This window comes from Pseudomonas sp. 65/3-MNA-CIBAN-0223 (genome assembly GCF_040310425.1).
GTDB classification, from domain to species: domain Bacteria; phylum Pseudomonadota; class Gammaproteobacteria; order Pseudomonadales; family Pseudomonadaceae; genus Aquipseudomonas; species Aquipseudomonas gregormendelii.
This window is the reverse complement of the sequence record NZ_JBEOPV010000008.1, coordinates 85864-106853: the sequence shown is the minus strand read 5'-3', so window position 1 is coordinate 106853 and position 20990 is coordinate 85864. Positions and strand designations below refer to the sequence as shown.

Below are 20990 nucleotides of genomic sequence, written 5' to 3'. Positions count from 1 at the left end.
ACACTGTCGCGACCTTGTACGCAAGCCTTGCTGCCGCAGTGTGGCAACACGAGGTCAGTGGATTGCCAGGCAGGTGATGTAGCTCATGCTGAAGTGGCAACTCCGTGCCCTCAAAACAGATGCGCACTACCCGAGTTAGTTATAACACCCTGCGTTTCGGTATGAACTATCAAGAGCCAGGGCAGTGTGAAGTAGCCGCCGATATTTGATGTCATTCCTGTTTCAGGCGAAAAAATCTGTAAGGCTACTGAAAATCAGACCTCTGCTCTCTTGACTCATATTTTCCCTTGAGCCAAAGCTTTGCAGGGTGCAAATCACAAGCGACGAGCGGAGGAGGTTCATTCTGGTTACTTTGACCTAGATCAATCTATCTTTTCCCTCATCCTCGTACTGTAAATTTATCCACTATCCATAAGAAAAGAGGGAAAATTCATGAAACTGAAATTTTTCATCTGATTTATATCAACTCTGACTTTATTCCTCTCGGCTCTCATTTGACTCTGCCAGTATGACCAACACTGTCCAGACTTCAGGAAAAATATACCTGAAGATCGTTGTACATTGATGGCCGAGTACATGAACGCGATGCAGGATGACATGTCTAATCTAAATGGCATGGGTGTGAAATCGTCGGGCACACAAAACCGTCACTGCAATTGGTACACAAATAAATGCAAACGGCGATGGATCCGAAAAGATCTCATTATTAGCAATGCGATGAGCGGTATTGCCGCTCCGTGGCGAAGAGTTTTTATAGGTAGTACTTGGTCTTCGCAACCAAAACATGGCAAGGATATTGCCGAAAGGCGCAACAGTCACAATGTTGTCCGGTTTGAAAACCTGTTTTTGGAAAAATAAAATGCGCAAATTATGGATCCTCCTGGCAACGCTGGTTGCTTTAAACCTAAGTGGCTGTGGCTACAACACATTCCAGAGCAACGATGAGCAAATAAAAGCGAGTTGGTCTGAGGTAGTAAACCAATACCAGCGTCGGGCGGATCTGGTACCTAATCTGGTCAATACCGTCAAAGGCTATGCTGCGCATGAAAAAGAAGTACTAATCCAAGTGACGCAGGCGCGGGCACAGGCGACCTCCATACAAGTGACGCCAGAGGTGCTCAATGACCCGGCCGCCTTTGCCAAGTTTCAGGCTGCACAAGGCGAGCTTTCCGGAGCGTTGTCCCGGTTGCTGGCAGTGAGCGAAAACTACCCGCAACTGAAGGCAGACGCCAGTTTTCGCGATTTGCAGGCGCAGCTGGAAGGTACCGAAAACCGCATTGCAGTGGCACGCAATCGTTACATTAAGTCAGTGCAGGAATTTAACGTCACGGTTCGCTCGTTCCCCTCCAATTTGACGGCGATGGCATTCGGATACAAAGAGAAGCCTAATTTCACGGTAGCAAACGAAAAAGAGATCGCTAAGCCTCCCACAGTAGATTTTGGGTCAGCGCCTGCTCTTCCCTCAAGCGGGAGTCAGGGAGCAGCCAAGTGACCATGGTGCGCACGACAAGCGCCGCGTCGTTGTTTGTCTTAATGCTTTGCTGGTCTTTCCTCGTGGGTGCTCAAGTTGCAGTCCCTCCCTTGACTGGCCGGGTCACTGACCAGACAGCGACGCTCACCGCAGATCAGACAGCCAATCTTGAGCAAATTTTACGGACGTTTGAAGCCAAGAAAGGCACTCAACTCGCACTTCTCATTGTCCCCAGCACCCAGCCGGAAGCGATCGAACAATATGCTTTACGAGTTGCTGAGCAATGGAAGTTAGGCCGGAAAAAAGTGGATGACGGCGCAATCCTGGTTGTCGCGAAGACCGACCGTGCGCTTCGTATCGAAGTAGGCTACGGGCTTGAGGGCGTGCTCAATGACGCCACCAGCAAGCGCATAATCAGCGAGATCATCACGCCGCGCTTCAAGCAAGGAGACTTCTACGGTGGCATTGCTGCCGGGCTCGACCAGATGATCCGGGTAATTGATGGCGAACCGTTGCCTACCCCCAACGCACAACCTATCGGCGGTGTTACAGATATTCAGCAGTATGGGCCGCTCGTTTTTATTCTTGCGCTCGTGATCGGCAGTGTTCTGCGCCCCGTTTTGGGCAGATTTCCAGGCGCGCTAGTCACTGGAGGGGTTGTGGCCGTTATCGCTTGGTTGGTGGCCGGCGCACTGCTCATCGCGTTGGGTGCGGGAGTGATGGCGCTCTTGTTCACGTTGGTCGGTGGCGGTATGGGCGGATACGGCATGGGGGGGCATCGTGGAGGATTCGGTCGAGGCGGTGGTGGCTTCGGCGGAGGCGGAGGCGGGTTTGGCGGTGGCGGCGCATCGGGGAGATGGTAACCATGAATATCAAACGCATTCTGAACCATCTTGTTATGACCCACTGGCAGGTCAATCGGGCTTTCCCTCACGAAACGTTGATCGTGATAGAGCAAGCGATCAAAGCCAGTGAAGCTGCACACACCGGAGAAATCCGTTTCGTTGTTGAGGGCGCCCTGGATAGCACACCGCTTTTCAAGGGCCAGTCCGCGCGCGAGCGCTCTGTCGATGTTTTTTCGCAGTTGCGTGTATGGGACACCGCTCACAATAACGGTGTGCTGATTTATCTATTGCTCGCTGACCGGGACGTGGAGATTGTTGCCGATCGCGGGATACACGTGAAAGTAGGCTCTCAAGAATGGCAAAGCATTTGCCTCCAGATGGAAGTCGCCTTCAAACAATCCAATTACGAACACGGCGTAGTCAGCGGTGTTCAGGCGGTTACACAGCATCTGACGAAACACTTTCCCATTGCCGGCGTTGAGCCGAATGAATTACCGGATAAACCAATGGTTCTCTGAGGAGCCCTCTATCGCTGGTGCCAACCAAAAAACTCAAGCACGCTCAACCGAGGAACAGAGCATGACACTCCAACTGGATCAACATGACGCTGTAGTCGCTGTATTCGTTCATCATCAGGATGCAGAGGACGCTGTCCGCAAACTTGCTGCCAGTGGTTTCGACATGACGCATTTCAGTATCGTCGGACAAGGTTTTCATTCCGAGGAAAAGGTTGTGGGTTTTTACAATGTCGGCGACCGAATTAAATTTTGGGGTAAGAAGGGCGCATTTTGGGGCAGCCTTTGGAGCCTGTTCTTCGGCGGAATATTTCTGACCCTTCCTGTGATCGGGCCTGTCATGGTGCTTGGTCACTTGGCAGGGATCGTCGTTGCCGCTGTCGAGGGTGCAATTCTGGTCGGTGGGTTGAGCGCGCTTGGCGCTGCGCTTTTCAGCATCGGCATTCCGAAGGACAGCGTTATCCAGTACGAGCAAGCCGTCAAAGCTGATGGATTTCTTGTTGTAGCCCATGGATCCTCGGACGAGATGGCGAGATCCAAAGCAATCCTTGAGTCAAGCAATCCGGCAAGTATTGATCTGCATGAGAAGGTGAAGGTCCATGCAGGAGACTAAAAGCGTATTACTGCAATGTTTGTATTCCCTATCATGAAAAGGAGTATCACCATGCAAAATCAAACGTTGAACGTAACGGGTATGACGTGTGACGGCTGCACCAGCAAGGTGGCAAACGCGCTGAAAGCAATTCCCGGAGTCCATGACGTAGTAGTGTCGCTCTCGACCGGCGAGGCTGCGGTACGTTATGACGAGCAACTGACCTCACCCGATCAACTGAAATCGGCCGTTAAAGGCGCGGGCTATGGCGTGGATATGGCTAAGGCCGCGTCCAGTCATCAATCCAAGGGCGGTTGCTGCAGTTAACTCGTCCCTATGATGCCCAGCAGTCAGACCGCAGGCATGACTCGATGGCCTGTGGCTACATGAGGGTCACCAGCGTGCGCTCAGCAGGTTTGCCCATCGCGACTATGGTCACGCTTATGCTGAGCGTGTTCACTGTGTCGATTGGCTTTGGCATAGTGCTTCCACTTTTGCCCTACCTGATTGAGCGACTCCTGGGCGCGGGAGGTGATGCTGCGCAAGTTTCCCGGCACACGGGATTACTGACGGCTATCTATACCCTTTCACTTTTTCTATTCGCCCCCCTGTGGGGTCGACTTTCCGATCAACGCGGCCCGCGTGGTGTACTGCTTATTGGACTCCTCGGCTTTGGCGTAACCATGTTGGTTTTCTCGTTTGTTGAGAGTCTCGTCGCTGTATACGCCGAGCGTTTTCTGAGCGGCATGTTCGCCGCCGCCGTGACGCCTGTAGTTGCGGCGGTGATAGGAAACGTCACGACGACTGAACAGGGCCGAGCCCGTCGGCTTGCGTTCGTCAGCATGACAGGGATTAGCGGCTTCCTGCTTGGACCGATGCTGAGCGTGTTCGTAACGCGCTTTGCCGCAGATACCTTCAACCTCGCCTTGCCGCCAGGATCAGTCGCGGTTCCGCTCGCGGCGACGGGGTTACTCGCCTTTTTAGTGGCTGGTGGAGTTGCGTTTGCTCTACCAAGTATCGACGTCCTTGGTCGGTCAACGAAGATATCGAAGGCCTCGGCCGATCAAAAAACATGGCTCGTGCCAAAACTCCTTATTCTCACGTTCATCGTTTCGGTCGGCGTCGGGGCCTTCGAGGTCGGGCTCGCACTACGTGGTAAACAGGAACTTGGTTTGAGTCCATATCAGATTGCGCTGATGTTCACCGAGTGCAGCTTGGTGATGTTTGGGATGCAAGCAATCGTATTCTCACCCTGGTTTAAGCCGGACACGACCCGCTGGCTCATCGCGCCCGCACTCTCCGTGCTGGCAGCTGGGTTGTTCCTTGTACCTTGGGCATCTGATTTTATGTTGATGCTGGTCGTGATCGGTGCGGTCGCTGCCAGCGCCGGCATCCTGTCGCCGATCCTCACTTACTGGATCTCGGCCAAGGCTGGAAGTGCGCAGGGCTGGGAGCTAGGCAAGCAAACGGCAGCGTCCAGTCTTGGGACAACCTTAGGGTCGGCGGTCGGTGGAATCCTCTACAGTACTGTCTATCTGCCAGGTGCCTCTTTCGTTCTGAGCGCGAGCCTCACAGTGCTTGGCTTCTTGCTAAGCCTTGGGCTGCCGCATTTACTAATGCTTCCTGATTTATGCTCTCGTTCAGTATCCGCGCGATCGAGCAAGCAAAAATGAAAAAAGTAGGGCGTTAGATTTCTCGAGGTATTAAAAGCCCAGTCTGATTTCGATCACGAACATCATGCTGTCTCGATTAACGAATGATAAAGCGATAAAACGTTGTCAATCTTTTAAGTTTACGGCGCAGTAGCGACTTCCTGCTTAGGTGCAGCGCTTTCAGCTGCCGCGGCGAATTGAAATATCAGGTGCTCATGTACGCTGCGGCTTTGGGTGAGTGCGTCCTTGGCCCTGAGGAGGGTGTTTTGTAGGCGATCGTTGTCTTGCGCCAGGCGCTGTTCCCGTGTTTACAGTCCACCTAGGCGGGTTTGCTGAGCGAGTAGGTGCTGCCGGAGTTCAGTCAGTTCGTGTTCCAGGCACTGCTGGCGCTGTTCAGTGGCCTGGCGCTCGTCGTCGTGCTGTTGAGCGACTGACTCCTGGTAATGGGCGCGATCAGTCAGACGCGGTTCGAGGTCGAACTTTTCACTGCCCAGACCAGCCAGGACCACTTCCTGACGCTGCACGGCTTCCGTCAGCCCTTGGTTGCCAGCGCCAGGGCCTGCTGTTCCTGAACCTTGATTAATGCGTCGTGTTCTACAAGAGTTTGCTGCAACTTTCCCTTCAGCGCGGAGGTGGCTGGTTACCTCGACCATTATGGACAGCTTCCTGACCCCTTGATGTTCTGGCTATTTGGTCGGGCACCCTTGCAGCGCTTATTAGATGACCACAGTCAGACCATGCTCTAACCCAGATGCACATTAACCCGAGGCCCACCATGAACGGCGTCCCCATGAAAAAAGCATTTCGTACACGGTTGTTGAGCAGCAGTTTGATCCTTGGGCTGAGCTGTTTCGCTTCGTCTTGCCGTGAGCAATAACTTTTTTTTTCCGCAGCGCTCAATGCCGAGTAGTTGATCATGATCAATGAGCGACTGGTTGCGGCGGCGCAGCATGGTAGGCAGGCGATTGCTCGCAGAACACCAGTCGCAATAGTCACTGTTTCGCTAAAAGGATCAGCGCACATGTTCAAGTTCAAACTGCTTTTGGCGTCCAGTCTCGCTCTGGCTTTAAACGTAGCCCTGGCAGCGCCAGTTGGCACTGTGTACACGGCCAATGAGCGCGACAGTTCGATTAGCCAAGTCAGGCTCGACACGGGGGTGGTCAAAACGCTGGCCCTGAACATTGCACCGCATAATTTACAAATCAGCGCCGATGGACGCTGGCTGCTGGTGGTGGGCATGCCTGCGCATGCCGAGCATCAAACAGGAGCCATGAGGGCGGGTGAGTTGCTGGTGTTCAGCACTGCCACGCTGGATAAACCGGCCTTTAGCCTGCCAGCGGGGCAACATCCTGCCCACGTAGTGACTGACCTGAGCGGGCAGCGGGCTTTCGTTAGCGACTCTTCCGCTAATCTGGTGCGGGTATTTGACCTACAAGCACGCACTCAGCTCGGCACTGTCAAGACCGGTAGTTTCCCCCATGGTTTACGCCTTAGCCCGGATGGCAAGATGCTGTATGTCGCCAATATGCGCAGTGGCAGCGTATCAGTAATCGATACCGCAACGCTGAAAGAAGCCACGCAAATTGCCGTTGGTAACGGCCCCGTGCAAGTCGGCTTCGCCCCAGACGGGCGGCAGGCCTATGTGTCGCTGAGCGCGGAGAACAAGCTCGGAATCATCGATACGGAAACACAACGCTTGATAGGTAAAGTTGCCGTCGGCAGAACGCCGATTCAGATGTATGCCACGGCAGATGGTCGCCAGGTCTACGTGGCCAATCAGGGCAGCAGCAGTGAGCCGGATGACCGCGTCTCGGTGATTGACCCGCAGACCTTGAGCGTTGTCGCCACCCTGGCCACCGGTAAGGGCGCTCACGGCGTGGCCATCAGCAGCGACGGCGCTTATGTGTTTGTTAGCAATATCGAGGCGGGCACCTTCTCTGTGATCGATACTGCCAGTCGCACAGTGGTGGCCAGCCATAAAGTCGGGGCCGGACCCAATGGCATTAGCTACCAAGTGCCCGAGTGAGCCGCAAACAACCGCTGGTTTGTGCTGCCGGACTGCGGCAACCGAGTCTGACGGTCCAAAGACTTGTGTGAGCGTTTGCTGTCAGGGTGGTGTTATAGAGCAAGATCGCATCATTGAATCGCTATCGAGTCGCAGCTAACTGACGAAGCATTTCGTCAACATGCAATGACAGCAGAATGGCGGCATCTAGTGCCGCCAGAAATAGACCAAGCGACTATTTCATTGATTTGCATGCCGAGGCAGGGCTATCGAAATCAAAGCTGCGAGCAGCACGAAGGCGCTCGATATCCATAAGCACGTCCCCAGCCCATACACCGGCAAGGCCACCAAAAACCAGACATCGCAGGTACCGAACAGGAACATCCGCGCCGCTAAAAGAATATTGATCGCCCGGCTCTTGGACAGGATGTCGCGAAACTTTGGCTTGGCTTTGGCCTTGCCCAAATCCTTCTTCAACAGGATCAGGCTACTGATCCAAATCAGCGCCAGTACGCCGGCCATGGCCAGCAAGGCGCCTTTGAAGCCGATCAATGCCAGCAAGGCTCCGCCAAGAAAGAAGCCGACACCCTTGAGTGCGTTCTTCAAGCCGATGAGGATCGCTAAACGAGGAGTTTTCTACGGTCGCGACGTAAGGTGTATGGAAATTAGCGAAATTATGTCCTGAGCATAAACTCGCTAATTTCGATACACATGCTGGGCGTGATGGATATTGCTCCGTCGGCAGAATAGCCTCGTATACAACTGGCTGACCTGGCCGCCGAGCCGCAAGGTCCTTGCGCCAGCGGGAACTGTTCATCTAACGCAATTTTCCTGCGTTGTGTGTGAGCGCTTTGCATACGCCGCAAGGGATCTGCGTCCCAACCTTGCTGGATAGCTTAGTCGAGAAAACCCCGTTGCCCCTAATGAGTTGGCCATAGTTATCTACCACCGAAATCATCGCTTGCGACGACAAACTGAAAGCGGGGCAAACAAAGGTACTGACAACAGAACGTCCTCCCTTATGTCAGTCCACATAAAAAAGGCGCCACTAGGGCGCCTAAGCCGCCTCCCAAACCAAAGGAGAAACAAGGAGACGGGGTGTACCTGGTAGTCGAACAATTGGTGCCGCAGGTTAGCGCTCGTTAAAGCAGTTGCAGTGGGTACTCGACAATCAGTCGGACCTCATCCAAATCAGATTCGAAATCGGTAGCACGCGTGGTTGCTTGGCGAACACGCAGAGACATGTCCTTCAGAGAGCCTGACTGGATGATGTACTTAGCCTCAATGTCTCGCTCCCAACGCTTTTGGTCTTGCAAGGGTGCTCCATCTGCTCCGCGACGCATGTACACGCTGTTCGCGTTGGAATAATCAGCGTCCCACCCCTTCGCGTAGCGAGTCATGAAGCTTAGGCCCGGAATGCCAAAAGCTTGCATATCCAGGTCGTAGCGTAGCTGCAAGGATTGCTCTTTCGGAGAGTTGAAGTCGCTGTACTGGATGGAGTTATCCAGAAAAATCGAGTCTGATTGGCGCAGGTAGTCGAAGTCGTCATTGCCGTTGCTGCGCTGATAGCCAACGGTCACCGTGTGGACGCCGAATTTGACCCCGGTTTTGCCGCTCCAGATGTTGTTATCAAAGCTGCCTAGGAGTTTTTTACCCTCGTCGACCGCGCGGTAGTAATTAAATCCACCGATCAACGCGATGTTGTCTGAGAGCGGATAACTAAAGGAAGTGCCAGCGTAATACTGATTCCAAACGTCCTTAAATTGGCTGGAGTAAAGACTCACACCAACATGCTCATTAACGGTGTAATCGCCCCCTAGGTAGGCAATCCACGGAGCATCAACAGCACCGGCATAGAAAGTCGAAAATCCGTCACGCATGCTGCTCGAATTGGGTTGGCTCATCGCATGCAGCCGGCCCCCCTGAATGGTCAGGTCTTTAATGCTTATATTGGTAAACGTTGCCCCCCTAAAGCTCTCTGGCAGCAGTCGAGAATCGCCATATGCCACGACAGGCGTGGATGGAAAGACGTCTCCTACTTTGACCACCGTATCCGTAAAGCGAGCCTTCGCGGCTCCGCCTACTTTTGAGTAAGAGTCTTCAGGTTGGCCTTTGCTGTTGTAGGGCATGACATCCACTGAGCTTCGAGCCCCCGAGCGCCCATCACCCGAATCAAGCTTGAGTCCTACCATTGCAAATGCATCAATGCCGAACCCGACGGTGCCTTGGGTAAAGCCCGACTCAAAACGTCCAATAATCCCATGAGCCCATTCTTCAGCGTAGCCATTGCCTGTAGGACTTGACTGACCCTTTCGATAGTCACGATTGAAATAGAGATTACGATTGAGAAGACTAAAGGTGCTCCCTTCAATGAACCCCTCAGGTTTTTGCTCAACGGCCACTGCAACTTGCCCCATGCTCATACCAAGGGCAATGAGAGAAAGACCATAAAAGCTTTTATTGTTCATTTAACACCCCAGGCTTTAGCTTGGCAGAGTTTCTTTATGAAATATTTTTGTCATTATAAAAAGCCACCGGCACGTAGGGATTCCCTCTAAGTGCCGGCAGACATAATTTCATACAAAAGATAACTCCAGCGTGACCTGAAAATTACTTCTATGTCAGCGACCAGTAAGCATGCTTAAAAAGCCTAATGAATGATCTGACGTAGATATGACCTTTAGGGGTTAGCTTCCGTGTGGGCAGTTGGTACCCATAATCTTGTACTCCACGGTATTAAGCCTGCCCGCCGAGTCTTCATAAGTCATGCGCGAAGGCGCAACACTACAGGTTTTGTTGGCTTGCGTGACACTGATCACCTTCTGAATATCGAGGTTCATACCATATTCATAATGAACAACCTCAGGGATGGCCTTACCATTTTTCAAGGCATATTGCTCCATCGCCTGTTGGTTTTCTTGCATCATCCGACCGTAAACGCGGTCACCGCCGCCTTCAGCCATGGCCAATGACGACAAGGTCAAAATAGTGACGGCAAAAAGTGCTTTGAGTGATTTCATGATTATCTCCTGGTTCTCACTAACTTCTGAATAGAGAATAACCAATGAAGCCTTTCAGAAAGCTGCCGCGAATATTACTTATGTGTAAGCTTTCCCCCTTTCCCCCTTTCCCCCTTTCCCCCTTTCCCCCTTTCCCCCTTTCCCCCTTTCCCCCTTTCCCCCTTTCCCCCTGTACTTGTGAGCGCAACTCTTAGGAATTTAATTTTTTGGCGGAGTACGTTGTATGGTCGTACCAGCATCAAAACTCGCTCGAATTCCATATTGAGTATCTACGAGCCTCTTATTCAAAAATACATATCCCCATAGCGAACGACTTCACTTGGTCGCTTTTTATCTGTCATGACTGACCGCTTCACGGTCAGTTGCCGTCCTTCGCGACAGACAAAAACGGCCAACAGCTGCCGGTCAGGAAGGCAATCGGCAACCCATCAGTCAGTCATTCGAAGGCCGGGTATACTTCCTCATCGTAGGTATCTTCACGAACCGACAAACACGTACGATGGCACCACCATCCCTCGCTATAGAATATTTACAGAGCCCCAGAGCGTGCCGCTGAACTGCCCTCTGATTGAATTGCCCCTGACTCTGTAGACACAAATGACTGGCAGCTATGGTTTCCGGTCCAGGCTGCTCTGGCTGATCTGAAGGATCTAGCAATCATCATGCGGTGCCGGAATTCAATAATAAGCAAGAATCTCTGTTCGAAAGCTTGACGAGATATCCAGTTCGTAGAGGCCTTTTCTCTCTACATCCCCTACGAACGATAGTTCACCCTCTACTTGAGGAACTGCACGGTGTATCGAAATTTCAGTTGAGCCATCGAAGGGTGCTTCGAGCTCACTATTTTTTTCCCATGCAAAACGCGAGCTGGCGCCTTGAACATAATCCAGAACGGCCAGATCCTCTGGAAGATCCTCGGCAATCCGCTGGGAGAATTGTTGCAAAAGGGGCTCTGCAAGCGCATATAGCCATGCATGCTCATCAATATCTCCCATGCGTCTCAACACCCGCCCCAGCACCTGCCGGTAATGTAGTTCTGTGCGAATCCTACTGAGGTAGCAGCAGACCTGCAGTCTTGGAATATCGGTGCCCTCGCTAATCATCCCCACTGCCACGATCCAGCGATCATTGCTATTGCGAAACTTATCAATAAGGCCTTGAGCCCCGGGAGTCTGGTTTGTGACGACCAAACAATTTTCACCGCGGGCCATCAAAATAGAGGCAATCTGATTGGCGTGCCGGACGTTAGTCGCTACCACCAAGCCCGCGGCATTTGGGGTGACCTTCCGGATCTCATTTAGCCGTTCACAGCCCAATTCGATGGTCTGTTGCACGATCTCATCGTTAGAGAGTAAGTCCTCAAAATTAACGGGAGACTCAGTGAGGAGCTGGGCAATGCTGGGATAAACAACGTCCGTTGAGCTGTTACCCACTTGCTCTGTCAGTCTTATTGCATTGTTATCGATCAGCACGATACGGGGAGGACGGCATACCTTGTCTGATATCGCCTCCTCAATGCCGTAGCGAAAGTCGCAGATCAGGCGGCCCTCCGGATTTGAGTACCTTGCCAATGCAATAGCTCTCTCATCCGACCGCCAAGGTGTACCTGATAGCGCAAGGGTATAGGCAGCTCTGTCTTGAACCCTCTGCAGAATGATCTGCCCCCAAGAATTGCTAAAAAGTGGGTCATGGCCTGCGCAGTGGTGGATCTCATCGAACACTGCGAAGACTCGATATTTATCAAGCAGCCTCCAGAATTCTTCACCCTGATGATGCATGCCTTGATAAGTGGTGGCGACACCAATAGAGCCTAATAGGCCATCAAACTGGCGGTTTAACACACCTGAAAATGTATTCCTCAATCCCTCTACTACTTGGCAGGACGGAGCAAAACAGAGCACAAGATCAATCTCACCGGAGAGCAATAGTTGACGGGCGATTTCCGCCGCCATTCTGCTCTTTCCTGCACCAGGGGTTGCTTGGCAAAAAAAATGCGGAGAATGCTTATAACGAGATAGAGCTGCATCAACGCATGCAGTCTGCCAGGCGCGCAGAGAGACATTCATGCGGCTAGCGACTTTAAGGTCTTCTCGACAGCCTTGAGGTGACCAAGTAGCCGAGAGCTTCGATCGCGGGCCTCAATGTAATTATCTTCAACCCAGACTTTCAGCTGTGGCATTTCATTCAAGAGCTGTTTATACCGCTCAGCCTCGCCCATGGATGTGAGCAAGTCCAACCGAATTTCTTTGGCCAACGTCTCAAGCCGTTGGGAAGGCGCCTCAAACGGTTTAAGAATACTCGCAGTAGGGCTTTGACCTTGCTGAGGGGAACAACTCATGAAATTGCAGTCGACGAGTTCAACAGAGAGAAGCTCTGGCTTGTCTAGCACGTGAAAGACCTGTCCTCGTTTTCGACGCACTTCATCTTGCCGAATCCATCCGACATGCTTCAAGCGGCGGACCTGCTCATATACATATTTCCAGAGCTCACCGAGACCGATATCTGATGGGGCTATTTTCTGAGCGTAGGCATCTCGAAGGTCGAGAGTGGTGAATCGTTGGAGTTTCTCTTCCTGGAGTAACTCGCAGATGTGCCTGTTTAACTTAAATGTAGCCGGTTTCATGCAGGCACCTAGGAATGCAAATAGCTATACAAATGCGGATTATAATCCGTCGCCACCTAGTCCGCAAACGACGGATAGTTTCGCCTTGAGTAAGTCGAGGCGGTTATGCATCAGCTGGCAAAGGATCTCGGGCAGAACATCCGTGAGCGAAGGATATCGGTAGGCCTATCTCAAGATGCTTTAGCGCACGTATGTATGATGGATCGCAGCTATGTCGGTAGGATCGAGAGAGGCGAAGTCAACCTTACGATCGAGAAGCTCTACCGCATCGCATACCAACTGGATTGCCAACCTCACACCCTGCTGCCATACATCAGTCGTTAGAGCCCTGACTCTAGATCGACCCTTCTCTGAAGAAGCACTGACCGATTTTCGCAAGGCTCGCCGATGGATCGAGGGGGATGCTCGCACTGGTGCTTGGGGGGCTGAAATCAGCTTGCTGCTATCCCGTAGCTGATAGCCTTGGCCAAAATACCTAATTGGCCAGAGTGGCCCAAAAATCGGGGGTTAGAGGGCTGTGCGCGAAGGGATACTGCGCTAACCTCGCCGGATAGTAACGAGCATGTGTGCCCGTTACCGCATTGAGGAAGGAACCTGTGCGCATCGAGTCGATCACGGTATCTGGCTTTCGCTGTTTCGGCCCGAATGAGATTGCCATCCCTATCTCAGCTGAGGTCACCACAATCGTTGGTCCTAACGCTGCGGGTAAAACTGCGCTTCTGCAGGCTATGTCGAAGATGTTCGGGGTCACGCGGGCGCAGCGCACCGTATCATTTTCGGATTTCCACCTCGCCCCCGGAGAGGATCCTGAGAGCCGCGATTCCAAAGAACTCTACATCGAGGCGCTTATTGCCTTCCCTGAGTTGCTGGACGGGTCTGCAACCCCAGAAATCATCGCCCCTTCATTTCGGCACATGCTGATTACGAGAGCGGCCCAAGCGCCCGTTTGCCGAATGCGGCTTGAAGCACAATGGGACGACGACGGCACGCTTGAGGGAGAGGTTTCACAGAATCTCTTTTGGATCGATAGCCTGGATAAGGAGCCCGCAGAGGACAAATACCAGCCAGTGGCTGTAACCGATCGGGGCCTTATACAACTTTATTACACTCCAGCTAGCCGGGATGCCGCCGGCCAAATCCGTGCAACTGCCGGTACCCTGGCCGCCCGACTCCTGAGGGCTATTGAATGGTCCTCCGACACTGAAGACAAAGTGCAGGAGGCGACTGAGAGCCTGACAGCCGCGTTTGAAGGCGAGTCTGCGATCACCGCAATCACCGAGGCCCTGCAAACGCGCTGGGCAGATCTGCATGACGACGCTTCTAATACCAAGCCTAGGCTCAGTCTGGTGAGCCGACGGTTTGAGGAGGTGATAAACAAGATTGCAGTCATATTTGAGCAGGGGCCTGACGGACGAGAAAGAGGTATCGAAGCCCTTAGCGACGGACAACAGTCGCTATTTTATTTTGCATTGGCCGCCGCCGTTTTTGACTTAGAGCGCGAGGTCGTTGAAGGTTCTGTAGACGGATTTCGAAAGGATGCACTGCATATTCCTGCGCTCACACTGTTTGCCCTTGAGGAACCTGAAAACCATCTTTCGCCCTACTTCCTTGCTCGAATCATCCGCCAAGTTCGATCGTTGACTGAGGCCAGTGGGGCGCAGGCCATAATTACGAGCCATTCGCCGGCAGTTCTTAGTCGCGTCGAGCCTAGCGAGGTTCGTTACTGCCGCTGTAACGCCAAGACGCGCATATCTAATGTGAAGCGAATTGAGCTGCCGGCTGGTGATGTGGAGGCCAGCAAGTTTGTGCGTGGTGCCATATTGGCCTATCCCGAGCTGTACTTCGCGCGGTTTGTCCTGCTCGTTGAGGGTGATTCGGAAAGGATCGTCCTCCCTCAACTCGCCGAGGCACTTGATCTTCTCATCGACCCAGCTTTCGTCGCGATCGTCCCTCTCGGTGGAAGACACGTCCAATATTTCTGGCGCTTACTTAAGGGACTAGGTATTCCTTACGCAACTCTCTTGGACTTGGATCTCGGCCGCGATGGTGGAGGTTGGGGGCGAGTAAAAACAGCTCTGGAGAAGCTTATTGAGTTCGGCGAACCTAAGGACAAAATCCTCAAAATCACATCCGGCATTATGACCGACGCAAAGTTGGCCGGAATGCACAAATGGAGCAACCCAACTGACCACTCCAACCTGTTGGGTTGGATGAATAGGCTGAAGAAATACAACGTCTTCTTCTCTGCGCCGCTGGACCTTGATCTGGAGATGCTAAATGCCTTCCCCGATGACTATGCCGCTGTGATTCCGAAAGGAGGTGGCCCCCGCATGGCCGCCGACAAGGCGGCGGAAGTTGTGCTGGGCACATCAGGTCCGGGACTTGCGGTATACACGGGGCCCTACGAGGACTACCCGGAATCGTTTCCGCAATATCGGTACCACTTTCTCACCCATAGCAAGCCAGCTACGCACCTTGCGGCATTGGCCCGGATTAGCAAGGCGAGTCTGATCGCAGAAATGCCAGCAGTTCTAGCCGAAGTTGTTCGACATATTGCCAGCTCCTTAAGGCGAGACTGATCATGGCCGTTTCGTCACGCCGAATACGTCCCGAGGACTGGAAGCCCGTAGGGGTGAAAGCTCTGGAGGCGAATGCGCTGACGGTGGCTCGTTCGCGAAAAAATCGGTCCGTTATTGCGGGGCCGGGCGCTGGCAAGACAGAACTGCTCGCGCAGCGCGCCGCCTTTCTCCTTCAGACTGATGCGGCCCCATCTCCTCGGCGCATTCTAGCTATTAGTTTCAAGCGCGATGCTGCGTCAAATCTGGCAGCACGCGTACGCCAGCGCTGCCACCACACCCATGCGAGCCGCTTCGACTCCATGACGTTTGATGCGTTTGCAAAAGGATTGGTCGACCGCTTCGGTCAGGCGTTGCCGGATCGCTGGCGGCCAAGACCCGATTACGAGATCGCGACTCACAATGAACGAGATTTTCGTGAGTTCCTTCATGAGCTTCCAGCGCCGCCTTCGATAATCGGAACGAAAAATGACGTGCGTGGAATTGGGCCAAAAACATTTGAGCGCCAGCACCTGCTCGGCTTACCGCTGCCTGTAGACGGATGGCCGGCCCGAACTGTCGAACAATGGGCGGCAGATGCGTTCTGGCAACAGTCACTCCACAACGGCGGCAAAAGTGTGCTGTCTTTCGCGATGATTGGCCGTCTCGCTGAACTGTTGTTGCGAGTCAACCCGATGGTACGGGATGCCCTGCGCCTCACTTATTCGCATTTGTTCATGGACGAATTCCAGGACACCACCAGGGTCCAGTACGATCTGGTAAGCACGATTTTCCGAGGCACAGAAACCATCGTGACTGCTGTCGGAGATAACAAGCAGCAGATCATGCGTTGGGCAATGGCGATGGATGATCCTTTTTCTGCCTTCGATGCCGATTTCGAAGGTGCCCGGACTTCGCTCTTCAACAATTACCGATCTTCGCCGGAGTTGGTACGTATCCAGCACGTGCTGGCCCAGGCGTTAGACGCGCGAGCCGTACAGCCGGTATCTCAGGCTGATGGCACAATTGACGGAGAAAGTTGCTCAATTCTCGATTTTGCAAGTCCGAAAATTGAAGCGCGGCAGTTGGCACGATCAGTGGCGTCCTACATTGCCCATCTGAAACTGGCTCCTCGAGATTTCGTCATCCTGGTTCGACAAAAGGCAGGAGAGTATGCCGAACTTTTAGAACCTGCTTTCGCGAGCGAAAACTTGTCTCTGCGTAACGAAGCTGGAATGGTCGGCAAAGTGATGCTGCAAGAGCTGATGGCAGAGGAAATCTCAAAGTTGCTGGTCACCGTTCTCCGCCTCGCAATGACTCCGCGAGCTGGTGGTTATTGGTCGACCTGCCAGAATTGGCTCGCGTCAATGAGAGGGATCGATGCCGATGACGCAATCAGGCAGAGTAGGCTCGCGCGTGAGTTGGATACCTATACAACCGAACTGGCTGCACGTTACTCCCATTCCCCAAAAAGCAAGTCGGCCTCGCGCGCACTTGTTGACGACATCCTAAATTTCGTGGGTCCAGAGCATGTGATCCGCTCCAACCCTGCCTATGACCAGGGAACCTGGCTAGAAAAAGTGCTAGACGCGACGGCGGAACATCTTCTGTCCACCTCGTTCCACAGTACGGACTGGTCCCACGCCCTCGACATGTACGAAGGCGTCCACGCAATTCCATTGATGACGATCCACAAGAGCAAGGGCCTTGAGTATCACACCGTCATTTTTGTCGGACTGGATGACGGCGCGTGGTGGAGTTTTTCCCAGGATGAAATTGAGGCGACAGCAGGATTTTTTGTGGCTTTCACCCGGGCCAAGCAGCGGGTCATATTTACTTACTGTGCCTCGCGTGGCACACGAACAAAAATTGCGATCCTGTACGAGCTGCTTACCAAAGCCGGAGTCCAAATTACGTCCGGATCGAATTGATGTTTCTAAGCGAGACTTCAAAGTTAGAGTATCGTGGCTATGAACTGTCTTCGGCAGTGGCGGCATGAGCAGGCTCGAAAATTCAAGGCACCTTGAGCAATATGATTCGGCTATTATGATTAAAAAGCGTGTTCAGCCCTCTAAACCGCCTTTGTTGATCCAGTTGATTCAGAAATAAGGATATTTCGATGCCCGCCACAGCTTCGTTGCTGTCGACAGTTCTCTTTCTATCGCAATCTGCGCAAGCGCATGCTGCTCGTTCGAGCGGCGGTTTTGTCGTGGATTCTCGAAAAACGCCAGAGAGTTTTTCATGAATTACTTTACCGACACTGCCGTTAACATTTTAGGCAACAGTAAGCTGCGGACGCCTCAAATCGAAGCCTACATCAAGGCCCAAGAGCATTTTGCAAGCAATCCTGAGCAGGATGCGCTGATCGTGCTGCCTACGGGCACGGGCAAATCAGGGCTGATTTCCATCGTGCCGTTTGGAATGGCGAAAGGGCGTGTCCTGATCATCACCCCTGGTCTTGTGACCAAGCAGAGCATCAGGAAGACCCAGGACCTCCTGGAGGACAATTTCTGGATTAACTTTGATGTGATCTTCAGCGGAAATGACCTGCCCGTCACTTGCGAGTTCAACTCGCTGACGCTCCAGCGCAACTTGGAGCAAAGCCACATCGTTTACTCCAATATTCAGCAAATTCACAGCGACCGCTCTACGTGCCTGACCAGGCGAGTCCCACCCGACTTCTTCGACCTGATCATCGTCGATGAAGGGCATCACGCGCCGGCTGAAACTTGGCAAAAGACACTTGGCTACTTCGCCAAGGCTAAAAAGCTATTTGTAACTGGAACCCCATTTCGCGGTGACAACCAGGAAGTGCCCGGAAAGCTGATTCACACAACGCCGCTGTCTGAGGTGATGAGAGACCGCTACGTCAAATGGCTCAGAAAAGAAACGGTCAATGCTCATCAACTCTATTTCACGTTGGCTGACCAGCCTGGCGTTAGGCTATCAAAGGAGGAAGTTCTCGGGTTCAAAGATCCTGAGTGGGTTCAGCGCAGCGTTGCATTGTCCAAGGAATGCTCACTGGATGTGATTGACCAGAGCATTTACAACCTCACCGAGCTGAAGAAAGCGTCACCTGAAGTGCCTCACAAAATCCTTGCTGTGGGCTGCAGTATTTCCCATGCCGAGGATTTGCGTACTTGGTACGAGGCCAAAAATCTGAGAGCGGCGATTGTTCATAGCTACATGGAGCAGTCGGACATCGATGCAGCTTTTAGAACGATCGATAACAATCAATGCGACGTGGTCATCTCCGTGAACATGCTGATGGAAGGATATGACCATAGATACCTTACGGTTCTTGCACTTTTTCGACCCTATCGAAGCCTGAATGCTTTCGCTCAAATCGTCGGCCGGGTTCTTCGCGCAATCCCTATAGAGGAGATCACAGCGTTCGAGATTGATAACAACGCCGTTGTGATCTACCACGAGGAAACCGGCCTGGATGAGATGTGGAGCTCGTTTCAGAAGGAGGTTGATCGAGCAAAACATCAACGCACCAAGGAATACGTGATCACTGACCAGGAATACGTTCGAAAAGAGGAGTCCCTGGCGGGGGTTGGTTCCTCCGAAGCTTTTGTCAGCGATCAGGATTCCTATTTGGAAGACCTGGATTTCAACAAGATTTTCTCTGACAAACGAGCCGAAATCGATGCTTTTGCGGCCCAGAAAGTCAAAGAGTTGCCGGGCATAGAGGGTTACGACGCTGACGTGCTTGCACAGTTGACGAACGTCATCCGCAACGCTGAGATGAAGAAAGCCGCCCAAGTCATCGACCCGACACTCATGGAAAAACGACCAGAGATCGCGCGGAAGCAGCTTCGAGAGATCCTTACCAAAAAGGCCCAAGATGAAGTTGCCACACTGCTCAGCGACCTAGGGATCGACGAGAAAAGCTCTACTCTTTATCGGAAATTCGCAGCTCACGTTCCGATGGCAAAGCCGAATACTCCCAACGACGGTATACTGGTGAGCTTTATCAATACCAAGCTGGCTAAGAAGTACGGCAAGGTTGCTGAGCGTGATAATAGCTCGCTTTCCGAGTCGATCGCGCACGTGGAAGTAGTCATCGCTGAACTGAGGAAAATGCTGAGATGAGCCTCGAATCTATCAAATTACTCGTTGACGAACTGACGACTCTCCATATCAGCCGAGGCGTTCAGCCTAGCGACCTCATCGACAACCTGTTCGAAGACACCTACGTCGAATCAGCATCCCGTAAGACATCGAATGGTGTGATATTTGAGATCACCTTTCTCGAGACCGATGAAAACGACTGTCCTGTGAAAGTGGCGATGCGATACACCTACGACAGTAGTCGCAACTTGGTGCTCATCGAACAGAAGGTCGCAAAGAAATACGCAATTCAGTGGGATCGTGCAGCCTCGATACGCCAACGAGTTGAAAGACTCGAAGCGATGCTGGCCACCAGTCTTCCACAAGAGAAAGTGACGGCCATACTTTCCACTATCCCAGACGATTTTGTGGCCATCTTTCCTCGTCTGAAGCTCGTCGCTTAGTCCAGGTATAACTGGACATATACCGCTCGGAGAGTGCCCCGTCCTGTGTGGAACGATCGGGTGACCCCTAGAGTTCAATTACTCGCGTAGAGCATGGTTTTGACCGATTCTGGTGGTCAATCGTCAGGCTTCTAATCAATAGCGTTTGAACCCCCGAGCACCAGACTCCATTCACGAGCTTTCAACTCGCGACATACTGAAGGTGATCCACCAAAGCAGCGTTGCGAAACTGCCATCATCTGTGCCTCTGTCACATAGCGAATCTCGGACCCATTTTCATCCAATAAGACGCCTCCGGCACCTCTCAACAGCGCATGACCTGCCACAACATCATGCGCTGAAACAGCGTAGAGAGAGATGCCGCAAATTCCGTCACCCGCAGCCACTCTTGCCAGTCTGTACGCGATCGATGGCATTGCATGGAAATGTCCTGGAGCACACAGTTCACGATTGAGTTCTGGCTTTGTCATCGCTGCTGCACTCACCATGATCGTGCTCTGATTCGAAAGCTGTTTATTCTCGAGGCGTACAGACACTGCTCGACCGTTGCGAATCAAATGGGGGGTGCCCTCAGCCCAACCGATGCAGTCGGGGTGCCCCTCAGAAGTCACTGGCGCGTATACGACCCCCATCACGGGAATGGTGTTATGCAGTAGCCCTACTGATATCGCTGATCCCTTCATGCCATTCAAAAAATCACTGGTGCCATCGTTAGGGTCTACAACCCAACACCACGACTGCCCTGTCAGAACGTGCCCGGTCTCTTCGCCCCAAAAATCGCAGTTGAACACGCTGAGAAGTTCTGGCCGCAAGAAACATTCGATTTCGACATCGATCGCGGCCTTGTCACCAATGCCTCGAGGTCCCTCTGGAAGACTCCACTCGGCCGCGAGGAGAGCGCCTGCGTGTTGAACGATCTCTGTTACTTGAGCAAGTAGTTCAGAAAGATTTGGACCAGGCATAAGGCTCCTCAAGGCTGATAAACCGCTCAGGGAATGTCTCCAAGGCTGCTGTGGCGCATGATAGGCATACCGATTGCAATTCACATCGTTTATAGCAAGTCGTTCCATATCGATACCCCAGGATCATCATGAGAAGACCAAAGAAGATACTTTTAAAGCTTAAGCAGATTGTCGAATACAGGCGGATAGCCCGCTCTGGTCTGGAAAAGCGGTCTCTCAAACAGAGCAGA

The 20990-nt window shown here is 52.7% G+C and carries 19 protein-coding genes and 1 pseudogene; 12 read left to right on the top strand and 8 right to left on the bottom strand.

The genetic code is table 11. The annotated features are described in order from the left end of the window. The first annotated feature begins 859 nt into the window (after window positions 1-859). The 6 genes from AAEZ09_RS11620 (at window position 860) to AAEZ09_RS11595 (ending at window position 5096) form a co-directional block, all read left to right on the top strand. The gene (locus AAEZ09_RS11620) at window positions 860-1492 is read left to right on the top strand and encodes a LemA family protein (protein ID WP_077747128.1); all 633 of its coding nucleotides are present in this window, start codon (window positions 860-862) and stop codon (window positions 1490-1492) included. Between the two features lie 41 nt (window positions 1493-1533). Next, a complete protein-coding gene (locus AAEZ09_RS11615; RefSeq protein WP_077747443.1) occupies window positions 1534-2334 on the top strand; it encodes a TPM domain-containing protein in 801 nt (266 codons plus the stop codon). 2 nt (window positions 2335-2336) lie between these two features. Continuing rightward, window positions 2337-2834 carry a TPM domain-containing protein gene (locus AAEZ09_RS11610; protein ID WP_077747129.1) on the top strand — a complete coding sequence of 166 codons (498 nt, stop codon included), beginning with the start codon at window positions 2337-2339 and terminating at the stop codon, window positions 2832-2834. 61 nt (window positions 2835-2895) lie between these two features. Further along, complete coding sequence (locus AAEZ09_RS11605; protein ID WP_077747130.1) at window positions 2896-3444, top strand: general stress protein; 549 nt, start codon at window positions 2896-2898, stop codon at window positions 3442-3444. A gap of 51 nt (window positions 3445-3495) precedes the next feature. Further along, on the top strand, window positions 3496-3750 hold the full coding sequence (locus AAEZ09_RS11600; protein WP_077747444.1) for a heavy-metal-associated domain-containing protein: 255 nt from the start codon (window positions 3496-3498) through the stop codon (window positions 3748-3750). 116 nt (window positions 3751-3866) lie between these two features. After that, on the top strand, window positions 3867-5096 hold the full coding sequence (locus AAEZ09_RS11595; RefSeq protein WP_238706142.1) for an MFS transporter: 1230 nt from the start codon (window positions 3867-3869) through the stop codon (window positions 5094-5096). 287 nt (window positions 5097-5383) lie between these two features. Here AAEZ09_RS11595 and AAEZ09_RS11590 read toward each other — a convergent pair whose 3' ends face one another. Beyond that, entirely contained in the window at window positions 5384-5599 is a 216-nt protein-coding gene (locus tag AAEZ09_RS11590; protein ID WP_138738998.1) for a hypothetical protein, read from the bottom strand. A gap of 392 nt (window positions 5600-5991) precedes the next feature. Here AAEZ09_RS11590 and AAEZ09_RS11585 point away from each other — a divergent pair, with 392 nt between their 5' ends. Next, a complete protein-coding gene (locus AAEZ09_RS11585; RefSeq protein ID WP_350599550.1) occupies window positions 5992-7101 on the top strand; it encodes a YVTN family beta-propeller repeat protein in 1110 nt (369 codons plus the stop codon). Window positions 7102-7410: 309 nt separating this feature from the next. Here the strand turns inward: AAEZ09_RS11585 and AAEZ09_RS11580 are convergent. The 5 genes and pseudogenes from AAEZ09_RS11580 to AAEZ09_RS11560 form a co-directional block, all read right to left on the bottom strand. Further along, window positions 7411-7704 (bottom strand): annotated as a pseudogene (locus AAEZ09_RS11580) (organoarsenical effux MFS transporter ArsJ); the annotation flags it as partial. Between the two features lie 518 nt (window positions 7705-8222). Continuing rightward, complete coding sequence (locus AAEZ09_RS11575; RefSeq protein WP_282410466.1) at window positions 8223-9548, bottom strand: OprD family porin; 1326 nt, start codon at window positions 9546-9548, stop codon at window positions 8223-8225. 219 nt (window positions 9549-9767) lie between these two features. Beyond that, complete coding sequence (locus AAEZ09_RS11570) at window positions 9768-10100, bottom strand: DUF2790 domain-containing protein (RefSeq protein WP_077747133.1); 333 nt, start codon at window positions 10098-10100, stop codon at window positions 9768-9770. 677 nt (window positions 10101-10777) lie between these two features. Then, window positions 10778-12166 (bottom strand): DEAD/DEAH box helicase, encoded by a 1389-nt coding sequence (locus AAEZ09_RS11565; RefSeq protein WP_282410954.1) that lies wholly within the window; start codon window positions 12164-12166, stop codon window positions 10778-10780. After that, on the bottom strand, window positions 12163-12723 hold the full coding sequence (locus AAEZ09_RS11560; protein WP_046487081.1) for a VspR family transcription factor: 561 nt from the start codon (window positions 12721-12723) through the stop codon (window positions 12163-12165). The genes AAEZ09_RS11565 and AAEZ09_RS11560 overlap by 4 nt, the downstream gene beginning before the upstream one ends. A gap of 105 nt (window positions 12724-12828) precedes the next feature. Here AAEZ09_RS11560 and AAEZ09_RS11555 point away from each other — a divergent pair, with 105 nt between their 5' ends. From AAEZ09_RS11555 to AAEZ09_RS11545, 3 genes are all read left to right on the top strand, one after another. Next, window positions 12829-13047, top strand: coding sequence for a helix-turn-helix domain-containing protein (locus tag AAEZ09_RS11555; RefSeq protein ID WP_077747135.1), 219 nt, complete (start codon window positions 12829-12831; stop codon window positions 13045-13047). A gap of 272 nt (window positions 13048-13319) precedes the next feature. After that, a complete protein-coding gene (locus tag AAEZ09_RS11550) occupies window positions 13320-15302 on the top strand; it encodes an ATP-dependent nuclease (protein ID WP_046487085.1) in 1983 nt (660 codons plus the stop codon). A 2-nt stretch (window positions 15303-15304) separates the two neighbouring features. Further along, on the top strand, window positions 15305-17209 hold the full coding sequence (locus tag AAEZ09_RS11545; protein WP_350599547.1) for a UvrD-helicase domain-containing protein: 1905 nt from the start codon (window positions 15305-15307) through the stop codon (window positions 17207-17209). Between the two features lie 168 nt (window positions 17210-17377). On the opposite strand, the gene AAEZ09_RS11540 is transcribed toward AAEZ09_RS11545, so the two are convergent. Continuing rightward, a complete protein-coding gene (locus AAEZ09_RS11540) occupies window positions 17378-17521 on the bottom strand; it encodes a hypothetical protein (protein ID WP_156176573.1) in 144 nt (47 codons plus the stop codon). Between AAEZ09_RS11540 and AAEZ09_RS11535 the strand changes: the two genes are divergently transcribed. Continuing rightward, window positions 17520-19376, top strand: a complete 1857-nt coding sequence (locus AAEZ09_RS11535) for a DEAD/DEAH box helicase (protein WP_077747137.1) — start codon at window positions 17520-17522, stop codon at window positions 19374-19376. The two genes, AAEZ09_RS11540 and AAEZ09_RS11535, sit on opposite strands and share 2 nt — an antisense overlap. Continuing rightward, window positions 19373-19798 carry a hypothetical protein gene (locus AAEZ09_RS11530; protein WP_046487091.1) on the top strand — a complete coding sequence of 142 codons (426 nt, stop codon included), beginning with the start codon at window positions 19373-19375 and terminating at the stop codon, window positions 19796-19798. Before AAEZ09_RS11535 ends, AAEZ09_RS11530 begins: the two co-directional genes overlap by 4 nt. 131 nt (window positions 19799-19929) lie before the next feature. On the opposite strand, the gene AAEZ09_RS11525 is transcribed toward AAEZ09_RS11530, so the two are convergent. Continuing rightward, a complete protein-coding gene (locus AAEZ09_RS11525) occupies window positions 19930-20760 on the bottom strand; it encodes an inositol monophosphatase family protein (RefSeq protein WP_077747138.1) in 831 nt (276 codons plus the stop codon). Window positions 20761-20990 lie beyond the last annotated feature (230 nt).